Source organism: Pseudomonas sp. LBUM1671, assembly GCF_059695685.1.
In genome coordinates this window covers 5,795,483-5,814,334 of the sequence record NZ_CP166782.1, presented here as the reverse complement: position 1 = coordinate 5,814,334, position 18,852 = coordinate 5,795,483, and the positions used below count along the sequence as shown (strand labels likewise).

At 60.1% G+C, this 18,852-nt stretch carries 14 protein-coding genes; 3 read left to right on the top strand and 11 right to left on the bottom strand.

The annotated features are described in order from the left end of the window. Window positions 1-95: 95 nt before the first annotated feature. The 5 genes from ACA060_RS26905 to betI form a co-directional block, all read right to left on the bottom strand. On the bottom strand, window positions 96-1,433 hold the full coding sequence (locus ACA060_RS26905; RefSeq protein WP_497314191.1) for a TldD/PmbA family protein: 1,338 nt from the start codon (window positions 1,431-1,433) through the stop codon (window positions 96-98). After that, the gene (locus ACA060_RS26900; RefSeq protein WP_497314189.1) at window positions 1,433-2,875 is read right to left on the bottom strand and encodes a TldD/PmbA family protein; all 1,443 of its coding nucleotides are present in this window, start codon (window positions 2,873-2,875) and stop codon (window positions 1,433-1,435) included. Before ACA060_RS26900 ends, ACA060_RS26905 begins: the two co-directional genes overlap by 1 nt. Window positions 2,876-3,159: 284 nt before the next feature. After that, window positions 3,160-4,863 carry a choline dehydrogenase gene (gene betA, locus ACA060_RS26895; protein ID WP_497314187.1) on the bottom strand — a complete coding sequence of 568 codons (1,704 nt, stop codon included), beginning with the start codon at window positions 4,861-4,863 and terminating at the stop codon, window positions 3,160-3,162. A 216-nt stretch (window positions 4,864-5,079) separates the two neighbouring features. Beyond that, window positions 5,080-6,552: a betaine-aldehyde dehydrogenase gene (betB, locus tag ACA060_RS26890; RefSeq protein WP_109635480.1), complete on the bottom strand. Its 1,473-nt coding sequence runs from the start codon at window positions 6,550-6,552 to the stop codon at window positions 5,080-5,082. Between the two features lie 109 nt (window positions 6,553-6,661). Continuing rightward, entirely contained in the window at window positions 6,662-7,255 is a 594-nt protein-coding gene (gene betI, locus ACA060_RS26885) for a transcriptional regulator BetI (protein WP_008151939.1), read from the bottom strand. 379 nt (window positions 7,256-7,634) lie between these two features. Here betI and ACA060_RS26880 point away from each other — a divergent pair, with 379 nt between their 5' ends. Next, window positions 7,635-9,584, top strand: coding sequence for a BCCT family transporter (locus tag ACA060_RS26880; RefSeq protein ID WP_497318360.1), 1,950 nt, complete (start codon window positions 7,635-7,637; stop codon window positions 9,582-9,584). A 197-nt stretch (window positions 9,585-9,781) separates the two neighbouring features. Here ACA060_RS26880 and choV read toward each other — a convergent pair whose 3' ends face one another. The 3 genes from choV to ACA060_RS26865 all read right to left on the bottom strand — a co-directional run bounded on the left by choV (window position 9,782) and on the right by ACA060_RS26865 (window position 12,830). Beyond that, window positions 9,782-10,960: a choline ABC transporter ATP-binding protein gene (gene choV / locus ACA060_RS26875; RefSeq protein ID WP_109635477.1), complete on the bottom strand. Its 1,179-nt coding sequence runs from the start codon at window positions 10,958-10,960 to the stop codon at window positions 9,782-9,784. Continuing rightward, window positions 10,957-11,802 (bottom strand): choline ABC transporter permease subunit, encoded by an 846-nt coding sequence (gene choW, locus ACA060_RS26870; RefSeq protein WP_109635476.1) that lies wholly within the window; start codon window positions 11,800-11,802, stop codon window positions 10,957-10,959. The genes choV and choW overlap by 4 nt, the downstream gene beginning before the upstream one ends. 77 nt (window positions 11,803-11,879) lie before the next feature. Then, window positions 11,880-12,830 carry a choline ABC transporter substrate-binding protein gene (locus ACA060_RS26865; protein WP_010466989.1) on the bottom strand — a complete coding sequence of 317 codons (951 nt, stop codon included), beginning with the start codon at window positions 12,828-12,830 and terminating at the stop codon, window positions 11,880-11,882. 435 nt (window positions 12,831-13,265) lie between these two features. Here ACA060_RS26865 and ACA060_RS26860 point away from each other — a divergent pair, with 435 nt between their 5' ends. Together ACA060_RS26860 and gbdR are read left to right on the top strand one after the other, a co-directional pair. Beyond that, window positions 13,266-14,642, top strand: a complete 1,377-nt coding sequence (locus ACA060_RS26860) for an L-serine ammonia-lyase (RefSeq protein ID WP_497314185.1) — start codon at window positions 13,266-13,268, stop codon at window positions 14,640-14,642. 515 nt (window positions 14,643-15,157) lie between these two features. Next, window positions 15,158-16,261, top strand: a complete 1,104-nt coding sequence (gene gbdR, locus ACA060_RS26855; RefSeq protein ID WP_109635472.1) for a choline metabolism transcriptional regulator GbdR — start codon at window positions 15,158-15,160, stop codon at window positions 16,259-16,261. 115 nt (window positions 16,262-16,376) lie between these two features. On the opposite strand, the gene ACA060_RS26850 is transcribed toward gbdR, so the two are convergent. The 3 genes from ACA060_RS26850 to ACA060_RS26840 form a co-directional block, all read right to left on the bottom strand. Further along, on the bottom strand, window positions 16,377-16,640 hold the full coding sequence (locus ACA060_RS26850) for a hypothetical protein (RefSeq protein WP_109635469.1): 264 nt from the start codon (window positions 16,638-16,640) through the stop codon (window positions 16,377-16,379). A 372-nt stretch (window positions 16,641-17,012) separates the two neighbouring features. After that, window positions 17,013-18,173, bottom strand: coding sequence for a gamma-butyrobetaine dioxygenase (locus tag ACA060_RS26845; protein WP_497314183.1), 1,161 nt, complete (start codon window positions 18,171-18,173; stop codon window positions 17,013-17,015). 14 nt (window positions 18,174-18,187) lie between these two features. After that, entirely contained in the window at window positions 18,188-18,664 is a 477-nt protein-coding gene (locus ACA060_RS26840; protein ID WP_497314181.1) for a thioesterase family protein, read from the bottom strand. Window positions 18,665-18,852 lie beyond the last annotated feature (188 nt).

Here is an 18,852-nt window from a genome sequence, read left to right as displayed (position 1 = left end):
CTGTCAAACCGCGTTTACCAATTTGGGGCCGCTGCGCAGCCCAACGGGGATAAATCCCCTCGCCACAGGATCCCCTGTGTACAGGGGATTTGTGTTTACAGAGTTAAGGTCAATCGGCTGACAAGCGCGCCCGGCAACAACGCCGAGGCCGTGGCCCGCTGGCTGTAGGTGCTGGCCGACAACATAAGCTCACGTTCTTCGGTCAACGCTTCCAGCTGCGAACCGAGCAAGCTGTAGGCACTGTCATCAAAGCGCATGGTGCTCACCGGCGCCTGAATCTCGCCGTTCTCGACCCAGAACGTCGCAAACCGCGTCATGCCGGTCAGGCGTGCCGCCGGTTGATCCGAGTAGTTCAGGTACCAGAGGTTGCTGATGTACAAACCGGTGCCCAGTTGCTTGAGAATCTCTGCGTCAGGCAACGTGCCGGCTGCCATGTTCACCGCACTCGGCATTTCACCACCGCTGGCGCCGTTGGCGGTCAGGCCGTACTCGGCGGCGCTGCGTGAACTGACCATCTGCGCGCCGGCCTTGCCTTCGACGATCAAGCCGAGATCGCTGCGCGGATAACCTTCGCCGGAGAACGCCGGGCTCAAGGAACCGCTGACCTTTTCATCGACCGACACCAGCGCGCTGAACGAGCTGTCGCCCGCATAAAGCTTCTGCAATGGGCTGTGTTTGCTGGCAATCGACTGCGCCGAGAAACCGCCCCAGCCCAGCATGTCCATGATTTCCCCCAGGGCGGCCGGCGCCAGATAGGCGCGGTACTGACCCGGCGCCAGGGTGCGTTGCGGTTTGCCCAGGAATTCCAACTGCTCGCGCGCCTGCGCAAAGCGTCTGGCAAATCCTTCGCTGCTCCAGTCGTGCCCGGCGTAGCTGGCTTTCACCGCTTGGCCATTGTCATGGAACAGGCTGAAATCGAAGTTGAAGCTGTTGGCCTGATGCCAGCCAAACGAGCCTGAAGAACTGGCGAAGCCACGACTGATCGGCCCGGCGGCATAGAATCCCACGAGATCCAGACCTGCGGCCGCCTGAGTGATTTCGGCTACCACTTGCTCGGTGTCCGGCAGCGGATGCGCCTGCACGTTCTTGCTCTGCCAGCCGTTGTGGTTGAGCATCAAATACGGATCCTGCGGCAGCAGCGGCAAGGTTTCGCGCAACTGTTGCAGACCTTCGGCCAGCCGTTGAAGGTCAACTTCAGCATCACCGGAAAGGGTAATGTTCAGGTCGGCATGCCGACCGTCGTTGATCAGTTTGAAACCGACGCTCGCTTGCTGCACCTGACCAGCCTGGCGCACCTTGCCGTGATTGAAGCGCACGAAGGCCGAGGACTCGGCGGCGTAGCTGAGGGTGAATTGCTCCGGCTCGCGAATCGCATCGCGCAGCCAATTGACCAAGGCTTTGAACGACTCGGCCTGAGTGTTTGACGTACTCATCAGGCGTCTCCCCCAAATACATCTACGTTGCTGAACACGCAGGCCGGCGAGGCATGGCCGACGCGAATCACCTGATTCGGTTCGCCCTTGCCGCAGTTTGGCGTGCCCAGGACCTTGAAGGTGCTGGCGTCGCCGACGGCGCTGAGGCTCTTCCAGAAGTGCGCGGAAATCGCCCGGTAATTCGGGTTCTTCACCACGCCTTTGAGCTCGCCGTTTTCGATCAACTGCGCCCATTCGCAACCGAACTGGAACTTGTTGCGCGCATCGTCGATGGACCACGAGCGGTTGGTCGACATCATGATGCCGTGTTCGATATTGCCGATCAGTTGTTCCAGCGGTTGATCGCCGGGCTCGATGTTCAGGTTGGCCATGCGGTCGATCGGTGGACGGTTCCAGCCACAGGCGCGGCTGTTGGCAACGCCGTCCATGCCGGCACGGAATTGCGACAGCGCACCGCCCAATGGACGCAGCAACAGGCCTTCTTTGATCAGGAATTGCTTGCTCGCGGCCGTGCCGTCGTCGTCATGGCCGTAGCTGGCGAGTTGCTCGGGAATATCGGGATCGAAGGTTACGTTCAGCAGTTTCGAGCCGTATTGCAGATGACCGAAGTCTTCTGCCTTGACGAAACTGGTGCCGGCGTAATTGCGTTCATCGCCGAGGATGCGATCCAGCTCCAGCGGGTGACCTATGGATTCGTGGATCTGCAGCATCATCTGGTCGGGCATTAACAGCAAATCGCGCGGGCCTTGCGGAGTGTTGGGCGCCAGCAGCAATTGCAGCGCCTGATCGGCGACTTTCGGCCCCGCTCCGACCAGGCCGCAGCGGCTGATGACGTCGGCACTGCCTTGCTGGCCGAAGTTCTCGCGGCCCAGGCTGCGGGTCTGGCTGTCGCTGCCGTCGTAGGCGGTGACATCGAGGCCCGGGTACACAAAACGTTGGGCCTGACGCAGTTCCGCGCCGGCGCTGTTGAGGTAGATCTGCTCGACATGGGTGATACCGATGCTCACTTGCCAGTTCACCAGACGCTCGTCCTTGGGCACGGACGCGGATTCGGCGCCGAGCAGTTGGTAGCAATCGCTCAGGGACGGGAAGGGCTGGTCGAGGTTCGGCGAAAAGTAGTCGGCGCGGTCGCTGGAGACGGCTTGCTCGCGCAGGTCGAGCAGGGCGTGGGGCTTGAGTCGGCGGGCTTGTTGCTCGGCGCGCTCAAGAGCCGCTTGCAGGCCTTGTTGCGACAGGTCGTTGGTCGCGGCGTAGGCTTCGACGCCGTTGACGCGCACGGTCAGCATCGCGCCTTCGTCACGGCTCAGGCTTGGAGGTTCGGCGACATTCTTGCGCACCGACAGGTACTGGCCGGACTCGCGCACATAACGCAGCGAAAAGAATTCAGCGCCCGTGCGCAAGGCAGCGAAGCGCTGCTTGAGCTGGGGGTGGAAATCGAACATTCAGGAACCTCCTTGGTCTGGAGTGGCGGTGTATCGATGTTGCGAGGGGGGGTGAAACGTTTGCGTGGCGCTAGATTAGGCCTGCGTGGGGGTAGGATCAAGGGCGGTGCGGTGTAGGAAGGGATTACCAGGGTGCGTCAGGCAGAGATGTGTTGTAGCGGCGGGCCCCATCGCGGGCAAGCCCGCTCCCACACTGATCGCGAGTGAATCACAAATATGTAATCCTACTCGAAACCTGTGGGAGCGGGCTTGCCCGCGATTGGCCGTGACGCGGTGTAACGGTCTTACTGAGCGGTAAGGCTCACATCCCGCATCGGCTTGCCACGCACCGGCGCATCGCCGGCCACGAAGTAATCGGCCTTGCTGCGCGGCAACGGCTGGCGACCACGGATCTTGTCGGCGATTTTCTCGGCGATCATGATCGTTGGTGCGTTCAGGTTGCCGGTGGTGATGATCGGCATGATCGAGGCATCGACCACGCGCAGGGCTTGCAGGCCGTGTACACGACCTTCGCCATCGACCACGGCCATGTCGTCGGTGCCCATCTTGCAGGAGCAAGACGGGTGGAACGCGGTTTCGGCGTGCTCGCGGATGAACTTGTCGAGCTGCTCATCGGTTTGCACGTCGATGCCCGGGCTGATTTCGCGGCCACGGAAAGCGTCCAGTGCAGGCTGTTGCATGATTTCACGGGTCAGGCGGATGCCGTCGCGGAATTCCTGCCAGTCCTGCTCGGTGGCCATGTAGTTGAACAGGATGCTTGGGTACTCGCGCGGATCCTTGGACTTGGCCTGGATGCGACCGCGGCTCGGCGAACGCATGGAACCCATGTGCGCCTGGAAACCGTGCTCTTTCACGCCGTTGCTGCCGTTGTAGTTAATGGCAACTGGCAGGAAGTGGTACTGAATGTTCGGCCAATCGAACTCTTCGCGGGTACGGATGAAACCGCCGGCTTCGAACTGATTGCTGGCGCCGATGCCGGTGCCGTTGAACAGCCATTCGGCACCGATGGCCGGCTGGTTGTACCAGAGCAGCGACGGGTACAGCGAGACCGGTTGGGTGCAGGCGTATTGCAGGTACAGCTCGAGGTGATCCTGCAGGTTTTCGCCGACGCCTGGCAGGTCATGGACCACCGGGATGTCGAGCTTGTTCAGCAGTTCAGCCGGGCCGACGCCGGAGCGTTGCAGAATCTGCGGCGAAGCGATGGCGCCGGAGCACAGCAGTACTTCTTTGCGGGCACGGGCTTCAACGCGCTCTTCAGCGGCGCCGATCAGGTAACGCACGCCAACGGCACGCTTGCCTTCGAACAGGATCTTGTCGGTCAGCGCGTGGGTGACGATGGTCAGGGTCGAACGCTTCTTGGCGACGTCCAGGTAACCGCGAGCGGTGCTGGCGCGACGGCCGTTCGGCGTCACGGTACGGTCCATCGGGCCGAAGCCTTCTTGCTGGTAACCGTTCAAGTCTTCGGTGCGTGGATAACCGGCTTGCACGCCTGCTTCAACCATCGCGTGGAAGAGCGGGTTGTTGCCGGCTTTCGGCGTGGTCACGCTGACCGGACCGTCGCCACCGTGGTAGTCGTTCGGGCCGATGTCGCGGGTTTCGGCCTTGCGGAAATACGGCAGGCAGTTCAGGTAGTCCCAGTCTTCAAGGCCTGGAAGCTTGGCCCAGTTGTCGTAGTCCATCGCGTTGCCACGGATGTAGCACATGCCGTTGATCAGCGAAGAACCGCCCAGACCCTTGCCGCGACCGCATTCCATCCGGCGACCGTCCATGTGTGGCTCTGGATCGGTTTCGTAGGCCCAGTTGTACCGACGGCCTTGCAGCGGGAACGCCAGGGCGGCTGGCATTTGCGTGCGGAAGTCCAGACGGTAGTCCGGGCCGCCTGCTTCGAGCAGCAGGACGGTGACGCCTTCGTCTTCAGTCAGACGGGTCGCCAGGGTGTTACCGGCCGAGCCGGCACCGATGATGATGTAATCGAATTCTTGGGACATTGAATGCACCCTCTTTGAAGTTGGTCAGGTCGCAGATCGCCTTGACGCCGCGCAACCTGTGGTGAGGGGATTTATCCCCGTCCGGCTGCGCAGCAGTCGTAAACTCAGCGACTGGTTCTATCTGAAGAGTCGCGGTGTCTGGATAGGGGCCGCTGCGCGGCCCAACGGGGATAAATCCCCTCGCCACAATGGCGTTCGCTCCAGACTTCGCGCAGATCAGAAAACCGAGGCGTAATCGCCCAGTTCGACCTGTACCGATTTGATGCGTGTGAAGTTGTTCAGCGAGCTGATGCCGTTCTCACGGCCCACGCCCGACTGCTTGTAGCCGCCGACCGGCATCTTGGCGTCGGACTCGCCCCAGGCGTTGATCCAGCAGATACCGGCTTCCAGTTGATGAATCACGCGGTGAGCGCGGTTCAGGTCCTTGGTGACGATACCGGCAGCCAGGCCGAAGTCGGTGTCGTTGGCACGACGGATCACTTCTTCTTCGGTGTCGTAAGTCAGGATCGCCATCACCGGGCCGAAGATTTCTTCGCGAACGATGGTCATCTCGTCGGTGCAGTCAGTGAACACGGTCGGTGCCACGAACGCGCCTTTGGCGAATTCGCCTTCGGTCAGACGACCGCCGCCGCACAGCACGCGAGCGCCTTCTTCCTTACCTTTGGCGATGTAACCCAGCACGCTTTCCATGTGGGCGAAGCTGACCAGCGGGCCGAAGTTGGTGTTCTCGTCTTCCGGGTTGCCGATGCGGATACGGGCAACGCGCTCAGCGATCTTGGCTTCGAAAGCGGCTTTCAGGTGAGTCGGTACGAACACGCGTGTGCCGTTGGTGCAGACCTGGCCGGAGCTATAGAAGTTGGCCATCATCGCGGTGTCGGCGGCGCGATCGAGGTCGGCGTCGTCGAAGATGATCAGCGGGGATTTGCCGCCCAGTTCCATGGTCACGTCTTTCAGCGACGAAGCGGAAGCGCTGGCCATGACCTTCTTGCCGGTGTCGGTACCGCCGGTGAAGGAGATTTTTTCGATGCGCGGGTGCTCGGTCAACCAGGTGCCGACTTCACGGCCGCTGCCGGTCAGGACGTTGAACACGCCGGCTGGCAGGCCTGCTTCGGTGTAGATCTCGGCCAGTTTCAGCGTGGTCAGGGAAGTGACTTCGCTTGGCTTGAAGATCATCGCGTTACCGGCTGCCAAGGCAGGAGCGGATTTCCACAGGGCGATCTGAATCGGGTAGTTCCACGCGCCGATACCGGCCACGACGCCCAGCGGCTCGCGACGGGTGTAGACGAACGACGTGGTACGCAGCGGGATCTGCTCGCCTTCGATGGCGGGCACCAGGCCTGCGTAGTATTCCAGCACGTCAGCACCGGTGACGATGTCGACATACTTGGTTTCGGAGAACGACTTGCCGGTGTCCAGGGTTTCCAGGGCTGCCAGTTCATCGTTGCGCTCGCGCAGGATGTCCACGGCACGACGCAGGATGCGCGAACGCTCCATGGCGGTCATCGCGGCCCAGATTTTCTGGCCCTTTTCGGCGCTGACCACAGCGCGTTCGACGTCTTCTTTGGTCGCACGCTGTACTTTTGCGAGGACTTCTCCGTTAGCCGGGTTGATGGCTTCGAAAGTGGCGTCGCTGCTGGCGTCGCTGTAGCCGCCATCGATGTAGAGTTTTTGCAGTTCGAAACGGGCCATAAAGTCCTCGCAAGTGCATAAGTGGTTGGCGTTGACCACTGCGGTGAAGCCATATAGGTGTGGCAACACCGATCAGTAGCAGTTCAGGGGTTGAGCGGTTATGTGTGCTCTAACTCACCTGCTTGGCCAGTTGGAAATCCATGTATTCGTAAGCGATCTGGTGCGCTTGCTCAGTGTCGAAAGCATCTCCCGACAGGGCTCCGCGCAACCACAAACCGTCGATGAGGGCTGCCAGGCCTCGTGCTGCGCTGCGTGCATCATCCAGCGGCAGTACACGGCGGAACTGGCAGCACAGGTTGGAATACAGGCGGTGATCGTTGATCCGCTGCAACCTGTGCAAAGACGGGTGGTGCATGCTGGTGGCCCAGAAGGCCAGCCAGGTTTTCATTGCCGGGCCATTGACCTGGCTGGCGTCGAAGTTGCCTTCGATGATCACCTGGAGGTGCGCCCGCGGGCTGCTGTCCTCCAGCGCCTGACGGCGCGCGGTGACGTTCTCGCTGAGGACACTCATCAGATACTGCGCCGTGGCAGCAATCAGGCCGTTCTTGTCCTGAAAATAGTGACTGATGATGCCATTCGAGACACCGGCCAAACGGGCGATCAGCGCAATGCTGGCGTCCCCCATTCCGACCTGATCGACCGCCTGCAATGTGGCTTCGATCAACTGCTGGCGGCGGATGGGTTGCATACCGACCTTGGGCATCTTGCACATCTCCTTAGGCCTTCCGGTGGACGTCAAACGTCTATCGGATTGAAGGCCAGTCTATTTTGTTTTGATTGAACGTTCAATCAACAAAGAATAAGATCTGCGACAAATCGTCGCTGCCTACAGGTTTTTCCTACGTGTAGTGGGCGGAAAAACGACATCCGAAAACGCTCGAAACCCACGCGCACTGGCGCTCCCGGGCTTCGGGCTTTTTTCGGGGTCTCTTTATATCACCCGTCGGTCGGCTGCCAACTAACCGATTAGTCGGGTAACGCGTTGCCTTGTGTTCTTCTCTCGCACTGCCTGGAGCATCTGTGCCATGAGTTCTGCCTCTCTTATAAAGACCCCACCCCAGAAGGTGACGGTCAACGGTTGGGTGTTCTACACCTCTACCGCGTTGATTCTGTTGTTGACCGCCATTCTGATCATCGCCCCGCAAGAGGCCGGCAGATTGCTCGGTATCGCCCAGGCCTGGTTGTCCCGCAGCTTCGGCTGGTACTACATGGTAGTGATCGCTGCCTATCTGGTATTCGTCGTCGGCCTGGCGTTTTCGTCCTACGGCAAACTCAAGCTGGGCAGCAAGGACGACACCCCGGACTTCAGCTACGGCGCCTGGGCGGGGATGCTGTTCTCGTCGGGTATCGGCATTTCGCTGCTGTACTTCGGTGCTTCCGAGCCGCTGGACCACTACTTCAATCCGCCGGAAGGCGTGGCCGGCAGCAATATGGCCGCCCGTCAGGCTGTACAGCTGACGTTCCTGCATTGGGGCCTGCATGGCTGGGCGATCTACGCCTTGGTCGGCCTGGCGGTGGCGTATTTTGCCTACCGTCATAACCAGCCGTTGGCGTTGCGTTCGGCGCTGTATCCGCTGGTGGGCGAGCGCTGGGTCAAAGGCGCGGCCGGTCACGCGGTGGACGGTTTCGGCATGTTCGTGACCCTGCTGGGTCTGGTGACGAACCTGGGGATTGGATCGCTGCAAGTGTCGTCGGGCCTTGAAAACCTGTTCGGCATGGAACACAACAACACCAACCTGCTGATCGTGATCATTGTGATGAGCACCGTGGCGACCATCGCCGCCGTGTCCGGCGTGGAAAACGGCATTCGTCGTCTGTCCAACCTGAACATCGTGCTGTTCAGCGGCCTGCTGATTTTCGTGCTGCTGTTCGGCCCGACGTTGCACCTGCTCAACGGCTTCGTGCAGAACATCGGTGACTACCTCAACGGTATCGTACTGAAAACCTTCGACCTCTATGTGTACGAAGGCAGTGGCGAGAAGAGCGAGCGCTGGATGGGCCTGTGGACCTTGTTCTACTGGGCCTGGTGGATTTCCTGGGCCCCATTCGTCGGCATGTTTATCGCGCGTATTTCCCGTGGTCGCACGGTGCGCGAACTGGTGGCCGGCGTGCTGCTGATCCCGCTGGGTTTCACTCTGGCGTGGCTGTCGATCTTCGGTAACTCGGCCCTGGACCTGGTGATGAACCATGGGGCGGTGGAGCTCGGGAAGACGGCGCTGGAACAGCCGTCGATGGCGATTTATCAGCTGCTTGAGCATTACCCGGCGTCGAAGATTGTGATCGGCGTGTCGATCTTCGTCGGTTTCGTGCTGTTCCTGACCCCGGCGGATTCTGGCGCGGTGATGATGGCCAACCTTTCCTGCAAGGGCGGCAATGTTGACGAAGACGCCCCGCACTGGCTGCGGATCTTTTGGTCGGCGGTGATTACGCTGGTGACCATCGGCCTGCTGTTCGCCGGTAACTTCGAAGCCATGCAAACCATGGTGGTGCTGGCCGGTCTGCCGTTCTCGGTGGTGCTGGTGTTCTTCATGTTCGGCTTGCACAAGGCCATGCGCCAGGACGTGCAGATCGAACAAGAGCAAGCGGAGCTCGCAGCCCGCGGTCGTCGTGGTTTCAGCGAGCGTCTGACGCAGCTGGACCTGCAACCGAACCAGTCGATCGTTCAGCGCTTCATGGACAAGCAAGTCAGCCCGGCGCTGGAAGAGGCGGCGGTGCAATTGCGCGGTCAAGGCCTGGAAGTGCAAACGTTGCTGGGTAAATCCAAGCGTTGCATGGGTGTGCGCATCGAGATGGAAGAGGGCAACCCTTTTGTCTACGAAGTGAGCCTGGATGGCTATCTGGCGGCGGCGAGCGATACGGTCTCGGCTGAAAGCGCTGATGAACCGCGTGCGCGCTACTACCGCGCCGAGGTTTACCTGCACAACGGCAGCCAGGATTACGACTTGATGGGCTTCACTCAGGATCAGATCACCCGTGACGTGCTCGATCAGTTTGAAAGCCATCGGCAGCTCCTTGGCCGGGTCTATAGCTAAGTAATCAAGGACGCGGTGTTTCGCTCTGAAGCACCGCGTCGGCTTCATCGCCAGCAGGCTGGCTCCCACAAGAGAATGCATTCCAATGTGGGAGCCAGCCTGCTGGCGATGGGGGTTGCAACTGCAACGCTGCATCACCCGATATCCCATAAACAAAAACGCCGCGATCCTCTCGCGGCGTTTTTGTGTCTGCTGCCTTACCCCAGGTTCTTGCCGAGCAGCGCGTGGTACAGCTCGCTGTCGCCCAGAATTCCCACAACCTTGTTGTTGTCGTGCAGCACCAGCTTGTTGCCCGTCTGATAACGAATCTGCAGCGCATCGCGCATGCCGATGTTGGAGTCCACCAGCGTTGGTCGACGACCCAAGCCCTCAACCGCTTGCCCTGGAATCCAGTTCTGCAGGTCCAGGCTCGCACCGTTCTGGCGGGCGCCTTTGATGGTGTTGCCTTCGGCCAGGTCCAGCCACGAATCGCCGCCCGGATCGAGGCACACCGAACCGTTGATGCGTTTGCAGTTGTCCAGGGTGCGCATCAGGCTGCGACCGCACAGAACGTTCAGCGGGTTGGTGTGCGCGACGAAGGTCCGCACGTAGTCGTCTGCCGGGTTCAGCACGATTTCTTCAGGCTTGCTGTACTGCACGATCCGGCCGTCTTTCATGATCGCGATACGGCTGCCGAGCTTCAGGGCTTCATCGAGGTCGTGGCTTACGAACACGATGGTTTTGTTCAACTTGCTTTGCAGTTCCAGCAGTTCGTCTTGCAGGCCTTGGCGGATCAGCGGGTCGAGTGCCGAGAACGGTTCGTCCATCAGCAGAATGTCGGCGTCCATCGCCAGTGCACGGGCCAGGCCCACACGTTGCTGCATACCGCCGGAGAGTTCGTCAGGCTTCTTGTTGCGCCACTGGGTCAGGCCCACCAGCTCAAGCTTGTCGTCCACCAGCTTGCGCCGTTCCTTTTCCGGGCGACCCTGCATTTCCAGACCGAAACTGATGTTCTCGCGCACCGTCAGCCAAGGCATCAGGGCGAATTTCTGGAACACCATCGCAATGCGCTTGGTGCGCATCATTTTCAGCTCTGCCGGGGTGCAGGACGCGATATCGATCTGCCTGCCTTCGTGCTCGACGAACAGCTTGCCGCGGCTGACGGTGTTGAGGCCGTTGATGCAGCGCAGCAGGCTGGATTTGCCGGAGCCGGACAAACCCATCAATACGCAGATTTCACCTTTTTCGACGTCCAGGCTGGCTTTTTCAACGCCCACAATCTGCCCGGTCTTTTTCAGGATCTGGTCGCGGGTCATGCCCTGGTCGAGAAGCTTGAGCGCCTCGCGCGGGTCTTTGGAAAAGATTACGTCGACGTCTTCGAAGCGAATAATGCTCATGCGTCACCCCCTACTTTAGCGTCGGGTTGTTTGCAGATACGGTCGAGCATGATCGCCAGCAATACGATCGCCAGGCCGGCTTCGAAGCCCAGGGCGATATCAGCAGTGTTCAGTGCGTTGACCACGGGTTTGCCCAGGCCGTCGGCGCCCACCAGTGCCGCGATCACCACCATCGACAGCGACAGCATGATGCACTGGGTGATGCCGGCCGCGATGCTTGGCATGGCGTAGGGCAATTCGATGCGTGCGAGCAGTTGACGGCGCGAGCAGCCGAAGGCTTTGCCGGCGTCCATCAATTCTGCGGGAACATCGCGGATACCCAGGTAGGTCAGGCGGATAGGCGCGGCAATCGCGAACACTACCGTGGAGATCAGGCCCGGGACCACACCCAGACCGAAGAGGGTCAGGGTAGGAATGAGGTACACGAAGGTCGGCACGGTCTGCATCAGATCGAGCACCGGACGCATCAGTGTGTAGAACATCGGTTTGTGCGCGGCGACGATGCCCAACGGCACGCCGATGACCACGCAGACCAGGGTCGCGAAGAGCACCTGGGCGAGGGTTTCCATGGTTTCCTGCCAGTACCCCAGGTTGAGGATCAGCAGGAAGGAAGCGATGACGAAAACGGTCAGCCCCCACTTTCGTTGAATGAAGTGTGCCAGTAGCGCGATGAGGCCGATCAATGCCAGCGGGTTGAACCAGGTCAGCGCGAAAGTCACGCCGTGGATCATCGTTTCCAGTGACACGGCGATGGCGTCGAAGGTGTTGGCGCCGTGTTGCGTCAACCATTCAACGAAGCCTGCGATGTACTGGCCTAGAGGTATTTTCTGATCAATCAGCATGGTAGTGAACGTCCGCATGCAAGGAAATAAACAGCCCGGGCGAGCGAACCCGCCCGGCGTAAGCGGTGCTTCTTAATTCAAGGCTGCGCGAGCTTGGCTTTCACGGCCTCCAGGCCTGGTTTACCGTCAATGGTGGTCACGCCAGCGAGCCAGGTATCGAGCACCTGTGGATTCTTTTTCAGCCAGGCCTTGGCGGCCGCGTCAGGCTTCATTTTGTCGTCCAGGACGTTGCCCATCAGCGTGCTTTCCATGTCGAGGGTGAACACCAGGTTTTTCAGCAACTGTCCGACGTTGCTGCATTCCTGCGCGTAGCCCTTGCGGGTGTTGGTGAAGATGGTCGCCTGACCGAAGTTCGGGCCGAAAAAGTCGTCGCCGCCCGTCAGGTACTTCATCTTGAAACGAGTGTTCATCGGGTGCGGTTCCCAGCCCAGGAACACCACGGCGGTGTTGCGGCGCTGGGCGCGATCGACTTGCGAGAGCATGCCTGCCTCGCTGGACTCGACCACCTTGAAGCCGGCGTCTTTCAGGCCGAAGGCGTTCTTGTCGATCATGCTCTGGATCAGGCGGTTGCCGTCGTTGCCTGGTTCGATGCCGTAGATTTTGCCGTCGAGTTCTTTCTTGAACTTGGCGATGTCGGCGAAATCTTTCAGACCCTTGTTATACAACTCTTCGGGCACGGCGAGTGTGTATTTTGCGTTTTCGAGGTTGGCGCGCAGGGTCTCCACGGTGCCGGCATCGCGGTAGGCCTTGATGTCGTTTTCCATGGTCGGCATCCAGTTACCCAGGAACACATCCATGTTCTTGCCGTCGGCCAGGGACTTGTAGGTCACCGGGACGGAAATCATCGTGGTTTTGGTTTTGTAGCCCAGGGCATCGAGAACGACGCTGGTGGTGGCGGTGGTGACAGTAATGTCAGTCCAGCCGACATCGGAGAAGTTTACGGTGCTGCATTGAGCGGGTTCTGCAGCTTGAGCCAGTAACGGCAGACTCAGCATGGCGGCCAACAACAACGACGGGGAACCTTTCATGGATGGACTCCTTGGTGTTTTTTTTGGCAGTGTTCCGACTGGACCACCGCACTTATAGGTTGCGGTTGGATGGCGTTTTGGAGACAGCTCTACCACGGCGCCTTGCAATCGAGTCGATACGATCATGTACCAGTGAAAATCTGACGCCTACAGGGTGCGTCGTAACCAGTACAGGGATGGTCGCATCCAGTGTCGGTGACGTCGTTTACAGCTTTTTTCAGCCCCCTTTACCCCACTGATCCGCAAAAAAACGGCGAAAACGCAGCGTAAAACGCCCGCGGCGTTGCTGAGCATGAGTGCGTCGGTGTGAGACGTCGAACGACACGGCAAAAGCCTGATGATGCGGCCATCCCGGCGGATTGCAGCTTGAGCGTAGCAGCTCCGTCACTGGGCGCTTTTGCGCCTGGAGTTGGCACATCCAGGAGTTCGGCAGTAATGGCTATCAGTGTTTTCGACCTGTTCAAAATCGGCATCGGCCCTTCCAGTTCGCACACCGTTGGACCCATGCGGGCCGCCGCGCTGTTCGTGCAAGGTTTGCGTGAGCAGGGTCTTTTGGAACAAGTGCGGCGCGTCGAAGTTCAGCTTTATGGGTCGCTGTCGGCCACCGGCATTGGTCACGGCAGCGACAACGCGGTGATCATGGGCCTGATGGGCGAGTGGCCGGACGCGATTGATCCGTCGCAAATCGGCATCCGCATCGCCACCCTGCGCGAGACCCACACCCTGTTGCTCGATGGTCGCCTGTCGGTGCCGTTTATCTGGGCTCGCGACATGCGCCTGATCGACGAAAACCTGCCTTTTCACCCCAACGCCATGACCCTGGTTGCCGAGGGCGATAACGGCGAGCTGCATCGCGACACCTACTATTCCATCGGCGGCGGTTTTGTCGTGGACGAAGCGCAGGCTTCCAGCGGTGTGGTTGATCTGGATCGCACCGTATTGCCGTACGACTTCTCCAGCGCTGTCGAACTGCTCAGCCTCTGTAAGCAGCACAACCTGCGCGTCGCCGAATTGATGATGGCCAACGAGAAAGTCTGGCGCAGCGAGGATGAAATCCGCAGTGGCCTGATGAAGCTCTGGCGCGCCATGCAGGATTGCGTCGATCAAGGCCTGAAACACGAAGGCATCTTGCCCGGCGGACTGAATGTGCGCCGTCGCGCGGCCAAGTTGCACCGCAGCTTGCAGGAACTGGGAAAACCCAACGTCATCGGTTCGACCTTGAGCGCCATGGAATGGGTCAACCTGTTCGCTCTGGCGGTCAACGAAGAGAACGCTGCCGGCGGGCGCATGGTGACGGCGCCGACCAATGGCGCGGCGGGGATCATCCCGGCGGTGTTGCACTACTTCATGAAATTCAGTGAAGCGGTGACGGACGCCAACGTGGTCGACTATTTCCTCAGTGCTGCAGCGGTGGGGATTCTGTGCAAGAAGAATGCTTCGATTTCCGGTGCGGAAGTCGGTTGTCAGGGCGAGGTTGGTTCGGCCTGCGCAATGGCGGCGGCTGGCTTGGCGGAGATCCTTGGCGCCACGCCGGAGCAACTGTGCAATGCGGCGGAAATTGGTCTGGAACACAACCTGGGCCTGACCTGCGATCCGGTGGGCGGGCTGGTTCAAGTGCCGTGCATCGAGCGCAATGCGATTGCCGCGGTGAAAGCCATCAACGCGGCGCAGATGGCGTTGCGCGGGGATGGTCAGCACTTTATCTCGCTGGATCGGGTGATCCGAACGATGCGTGATACCGGTGCTGATATGCATGACAAATATAAAGAGACATCGCGGGGTGGGTTGGCGGTTAGTGCCGTCGAGTGCTGAATCCGAGGTGACCCCGTTCGCGGGCAAGCCTCGCTCCTACAGAATCACGCGATCCCTGTAGGAGCGAGGCTTGCCCGCGAAGGCGCCAGACCAGTCAAAACTGCGCGCTAAGTGAACACATAATCCTGGACGCGCCACCTTTTAGAGCGTCGCTTACAGATAAGCCACTTGTCCAAGATCCGGGATCCAGATTGGCCATTACCGCCTGTCACCTGTGCTTGCGGTGACACTCTCCATCAGGTCGCCGTAGCCCTGTTCCCACAAGTGCTACCGATTTGCTCAAGCCCAACGGGGCAGAGCGCCTCCCTCCGTTAATGGCACTTATAACCCCTACTCGCGGCACGGCTTATATAGACACGCCGCGACGTCGTTTTCAGGAGTTATTGAATGACCATTCAACTTTAGGCATGGCAATTGCTCTGTCATTACAAAGCCCGTCTCCCACGCGAGAACGATGGCAATAACAAGAGCCTCCGCCTGAGGCCATCACCCGCTTTGTGTGAGGAGATACCGCGATGACGACGTTCAACTCCGGGGCCCAACCCCAGAACCGTGCGCCTCAATCCATCGGCTTTTTGCTGCTGGACAATTTCACGCTTATTTCTCTGGCCTCCGCAGTGGAACCCCTGCGCATGGCCAACCAATTGTCCGGTCGCGAGCTGTATCGCTGGACCACGCTCACCGTCGACGGCGGTCAGGTCTGGGCCAGTGATGGTCTGCAGATCACTCCCGATTGCTCCATGCACAAAGCGCCCCCTCTGGACACCATCATTGTCTGCGGCGGCATCGGCATTCAGCGCACCGTTACCCGTGAACACGTCTCGTGGCTGCAAAGCCAGGCGCGTCAGTCCCGCCGTCTCGGCGCGGTCTGCACCGGCAGTTGGGCCCTGGCCTGCGCCGGCCTGCTGGACGGTTTTGATTGCAGCGTGCACTGGGAATGCCTGGCTTCGATGCAGGAAGCGTTTCCGCGCGTGGCCATGAGCACACGCCTGTTCACCCTCGACCGTAACCGTTTCACCAGCTCTGGCGGCACGGCGCCGCTGGACATGATGCTGCACCTGATCAGTCGCGATCACGGCCGTGAACTGTCCGCCGCGATTTCGGAGATGTTCGTCTACGAGCGCATCCGCAACGAGCAGGATCACCAGCGTGTGCCGCTCAAGCACATGCTCGGCACCAACCAGCCGAAGTTGCAGGAAATCGTTGCGCTGATGGAAGCCAATCTGGAAGAACCGATCGACCTCGACGAACTGGCGGTGTACGTCGCTGTTTCCCGTCGTCAGCTGGAGCGGCTGTTCCAGAAATACCTGCACTGCTCGCCGTCACGTTACTACCTGAAACTGCGCCTGATCCGTGCCCGGCAGTTGCTCAAGCAAACGCCGATGTCGATCATCGAAGTGGCGTCGGTGTGCGGCTTCGTGTCCACGCCGCACTTCTCCAAGTGCTACCGCGAATACTTCGGCATTCCGCCGCGTGACGAGCGCGTAGGCTCCAACACCACGCAACAAGTGGCGATGATGCCGCTGCCGCAAGCGCTGGTGCTGTCGCCACTGTCCGGGCCGTTGTCGGCGCTGAGCCAGGCGCGCAATGAGTCGACGTTCGCCAGCGTAAGGCTCTAGACCGAGGCGCCTTCATTCGCGGGCAAGCCTCGCTCCTACAGGTTTTGTGTCGATCGCGATGTTTCGATACGACGCCAAACCTGTAGGAGCGAGGCTTGCCCGCGAAGGCGTCCGCTCAGGCGCTACGGCTCTGCTGATACTCCGCCAACGCAGGCAGCAATTGCTTGTCGATCGCCTGGCGCACCGCCGGCAGGATGGTCGCGCTGCTGGTGTACATCTGCTTGACCATCGTGCGCAGTTCCGTTGCCCGTTCGTTGTTCAAACCTCGTACCGCGCACTCGCAGGCCTGCTCGGCGTTAGCGCCAGGGGGCACGGCAAATCCCAATGCCTTGAGCTGGCCCAACAGGTCTTCCTGGTCTATCAAATCGGCGTACATCATGACGCAATCCTTCTTCAGGGAACGGTGTCGTGGATCGATTCTCGTAGGGGCAGGGGGTGGCGGCAAGGACGATTTGTCGCAATGGCCGCAATACCTATGAACAGGTCGTTTTCGGCTAACTTGTGAATCAAGGGAGTGGGCACACTGGACTCAGCTGGTAACACGAAGGTTTGGTCACCCTCGCGCAACGGCTCCTCAACAGTACCCTCCTCAGCTCCGATCCTGTCACGGCTTGATCGGGGTTTTTTTTGCCTGTGAATCAGGAAGGGACGGGGTGTCTGGGCTGACGGCTTCGCGGGCAAGCCTCGCTCCTACAGAGGTATACGATCCCCTGTAGGAGCGAGGCTTGCCCGCGCAGAACGATGACGCGGTTTACCGTTGCAACACCAAAATCCGCGACAGCAATTCATCCCGATCGACATAGCACCCTTGGAAATGCCGGGCGCCGCTGGCGGGGTCGAAGGCGTTGCGGGCGTGAAGAGTGCGGCGGTTGTCGAAGCACCACAACTCGCCGGGATTGAGCCGCGTCATCACCCGAAAGCGCGCTTCACGGGTCATCGCAATAAACCGCCGATACGCCCGGTATAGCTTGGGCATGTCCTCAATCGAGGCATCAAATGGCCCACGCAGAAAGTTTGCCATGCGGATCTCCGAAACCTGCCCCAACGCATCGAGGGCGATGATCGGTGCCAGGCAGCGATAGTCGCTGTGACGGTCCTTGTTGCGAAACTCCACGGGGATTTCACACAGGGCCTTGAACGACTCGGGATCTTCCTCGCGCAGTGCGTGGGCGATGGCAAATCCGTCGACGAAAATACTCTCGCCACCGTCCGCGTCATTGACCAGGCAATGCAGAAATTGCAGCCCCGGTTGCAACTCCCGGGTCGGCAAATCGCTGTGCAGCGGCAGGTTGAAAGCGGTGTAGGCATTGCTGTCGGCGTCGGCCTTGGATTGCACGTTGAACAGCACGCCGAAATTGCTCTCGCGGATGAAGGAAATCCGCTGGGCAATCAGCTTCAGCGAGCCGGTTTCGGTGGGCACGCCACGCACTTGCGTCAGGCCGATATCGCGCACCGCCAGCAGCCATTGCAGCAGGGCGTCGTTGTCGTTCATCAGCGCCTGGTAGTCGAACACCGGCAGCTGCAAGTCGCTTTTCCACAGCCTGGATGTTGGCTTGCCAGCCCGGCGCTCGGCGCGGGACTCGTCGTCATAGGCGTGAGCCCGCAGCCAGCCCGGGTCGAAGCGGCTGAGGTGGCCGTCGTGCCATTCGACGCTGAGGCAACCTTCGGCATCGAGGTGTGCCGCTGTCGGCCTCAGGTCCTCTGCGACGTCGACGATTTCCAGCACTTGCTCGCGGGTCACGGTGTAGACGCATTGCGCGCACGGGCAGTTGTCGCGAAGCCATTGATGATGAAACGGGCTGACCCGGCCGTCAGCCCACTGCACTTGAATTCGGTCCGCCAAGGAATGCACGGCGGTCAACGCGCTGATCAACGGGTAGGTACGGAAGTCGGCAAAAGCGGCGGTGTTCAATGGCGATCTCCTTGTTATTTTTTAGGGGGTAACGCGATCACTCGGCCAATGTAGGCGGGGGTAGGCAGGTCGGCTTGCTCGGCGACGATGGCTTGCAGCTTGCTCAAGGTGTCTTCGCTGAACGGTGCGGATCGCGGCCCGGCGAGGTCGACGTGCAGGAGCATTTGTTCGTTGCCAGCCAGTTCTTTGTCATCGCCGACCAGATGCAGGCTGTGATAGAGGTGCAGGCGTTTGCTGTCGTGGCCGATGATTTGGGTGTGCACTTCGACGTCGGCGTCGAGCTTCACCTCGTGCAGGTAATTGAGGTGCAGTTCGAGGGTGAACAACGAATTGCCGCTGGCTTCGCGGTTGTTGCTGTCCATACCCAGGCGATCCATCAGCGCGTCGGTGGCGTAGCTGAAAATCAGCAGGTAGAAGGCATCGCGCAGGTGGCCGTTGTAGTCGACCCAGTCGGGGATGATTTTGGTTTGGTGGGTAGTTAGGGTGGGCATGACGGGTGTCCGCTTGAGGATTTGGTTGTAATTCAAGATCCACCCCTCACCCCAGCCCTCTCCCCATAGGGGAGAGGGGGAAAGGGGGCCGATCTCCATGCTGTTCAAAGCCTGAGTTCGACTCAGTTCTTTCAGGTCGATGTCGCTCTAAGAACACCTCGGTCAGTCCCCTCTACCCTCTGGGGAGA

What these genes read in the sequence shown, in the direction of transcription:
- ACA060_RS26840 (WP_497314181.1), bottom strand. Translation starts at nt 18,664, where the DNA reads ATGCCCACCCTAACTACCCACCAAACCAAAATCATCCCCGACTGGGTC.
- ACA060_RS26860 (WP_497314185.1), top strand. Translation starts at nt 13,266, where the DNA reads ATGGCTATCAGTGTTTTCGACCTGTTCAAAATCGGCATCGGCCCTTCC.
- betA (WP_497314187.1), bottom strand. Translation starts at nt 4,863, where the DNA reads ATGTCCCAAGAATTCGATTACATCATCATCGGTGCCGGCTCGGCCGGT.
- ACA060_RS26850 (WP_109635469.1), bottom strand. Translation starts at nt 16,640, where the DNA reads ATGATGTACGCCGATTTGATAGACCAGGAAGACCTGTTGGGCCAGCTC.
- gbdR (WP_109635472.1), top strand. Translation starts at nt 15,158, where the DNA reads ATGACGACGTTCAACTCCGGGGCCCAACCCCAGAACCGTGCGCCTCAA.
- ACA060_RS26865 (WP_010466989.1), bottom strand. Translation starts at nt 12,830, where the DNA reads ATGAAAGGTTCCCCGTCGTTGTTGTTGGCCGCCATGCTGAGTCTGCCG.
- betB (WP_109635480.1), bottom strand. Translation starts at nt 6,552, where the DNA reads ATGGCCCGTTTCGAACTGCAAAAACTCTACATCGATGGCGGCTACAGC.
- ACA060_RS26900 (WP_497314189.1), bottom strand. Translation starts at nt 2,875, where the DNA reads ATGTTCGATTTCCACCCCCAGCTCAAGCAGCGCTTCGCTGCCTTGCGC.
- ACA060_RS26905 (WP_497314191.1), bottom strand. Translation starts at nt 1,433, where the DNA reads ATGAGTACGTCAAACACTCAGGCCGAGTCGTTCAAAGCCTTGGTCAAT.
- betI (WP_008151939.1), bottom strand. Translation starts at nt 7,255, where the DNA reads ATGCCCAAGGTCGGTATGCAACCCATCCGCCGCCAGCAGTTGATCGAA.
- choW (WP_109635476.1), bottom strand. Translation starts at nt 11,802, where the DNA reads ATGCTGATTGATCAGAAAATACCTCTAGGCCAGTACATCGCAGGCTTC.
- choV (WP_109635477.1), bottom strand. Translation starts at nt 10,960, where the DNA reads ATGAGCATTATTCGCTTCGAAGACGTCGACGTAATCTTTTCCAAAGAC.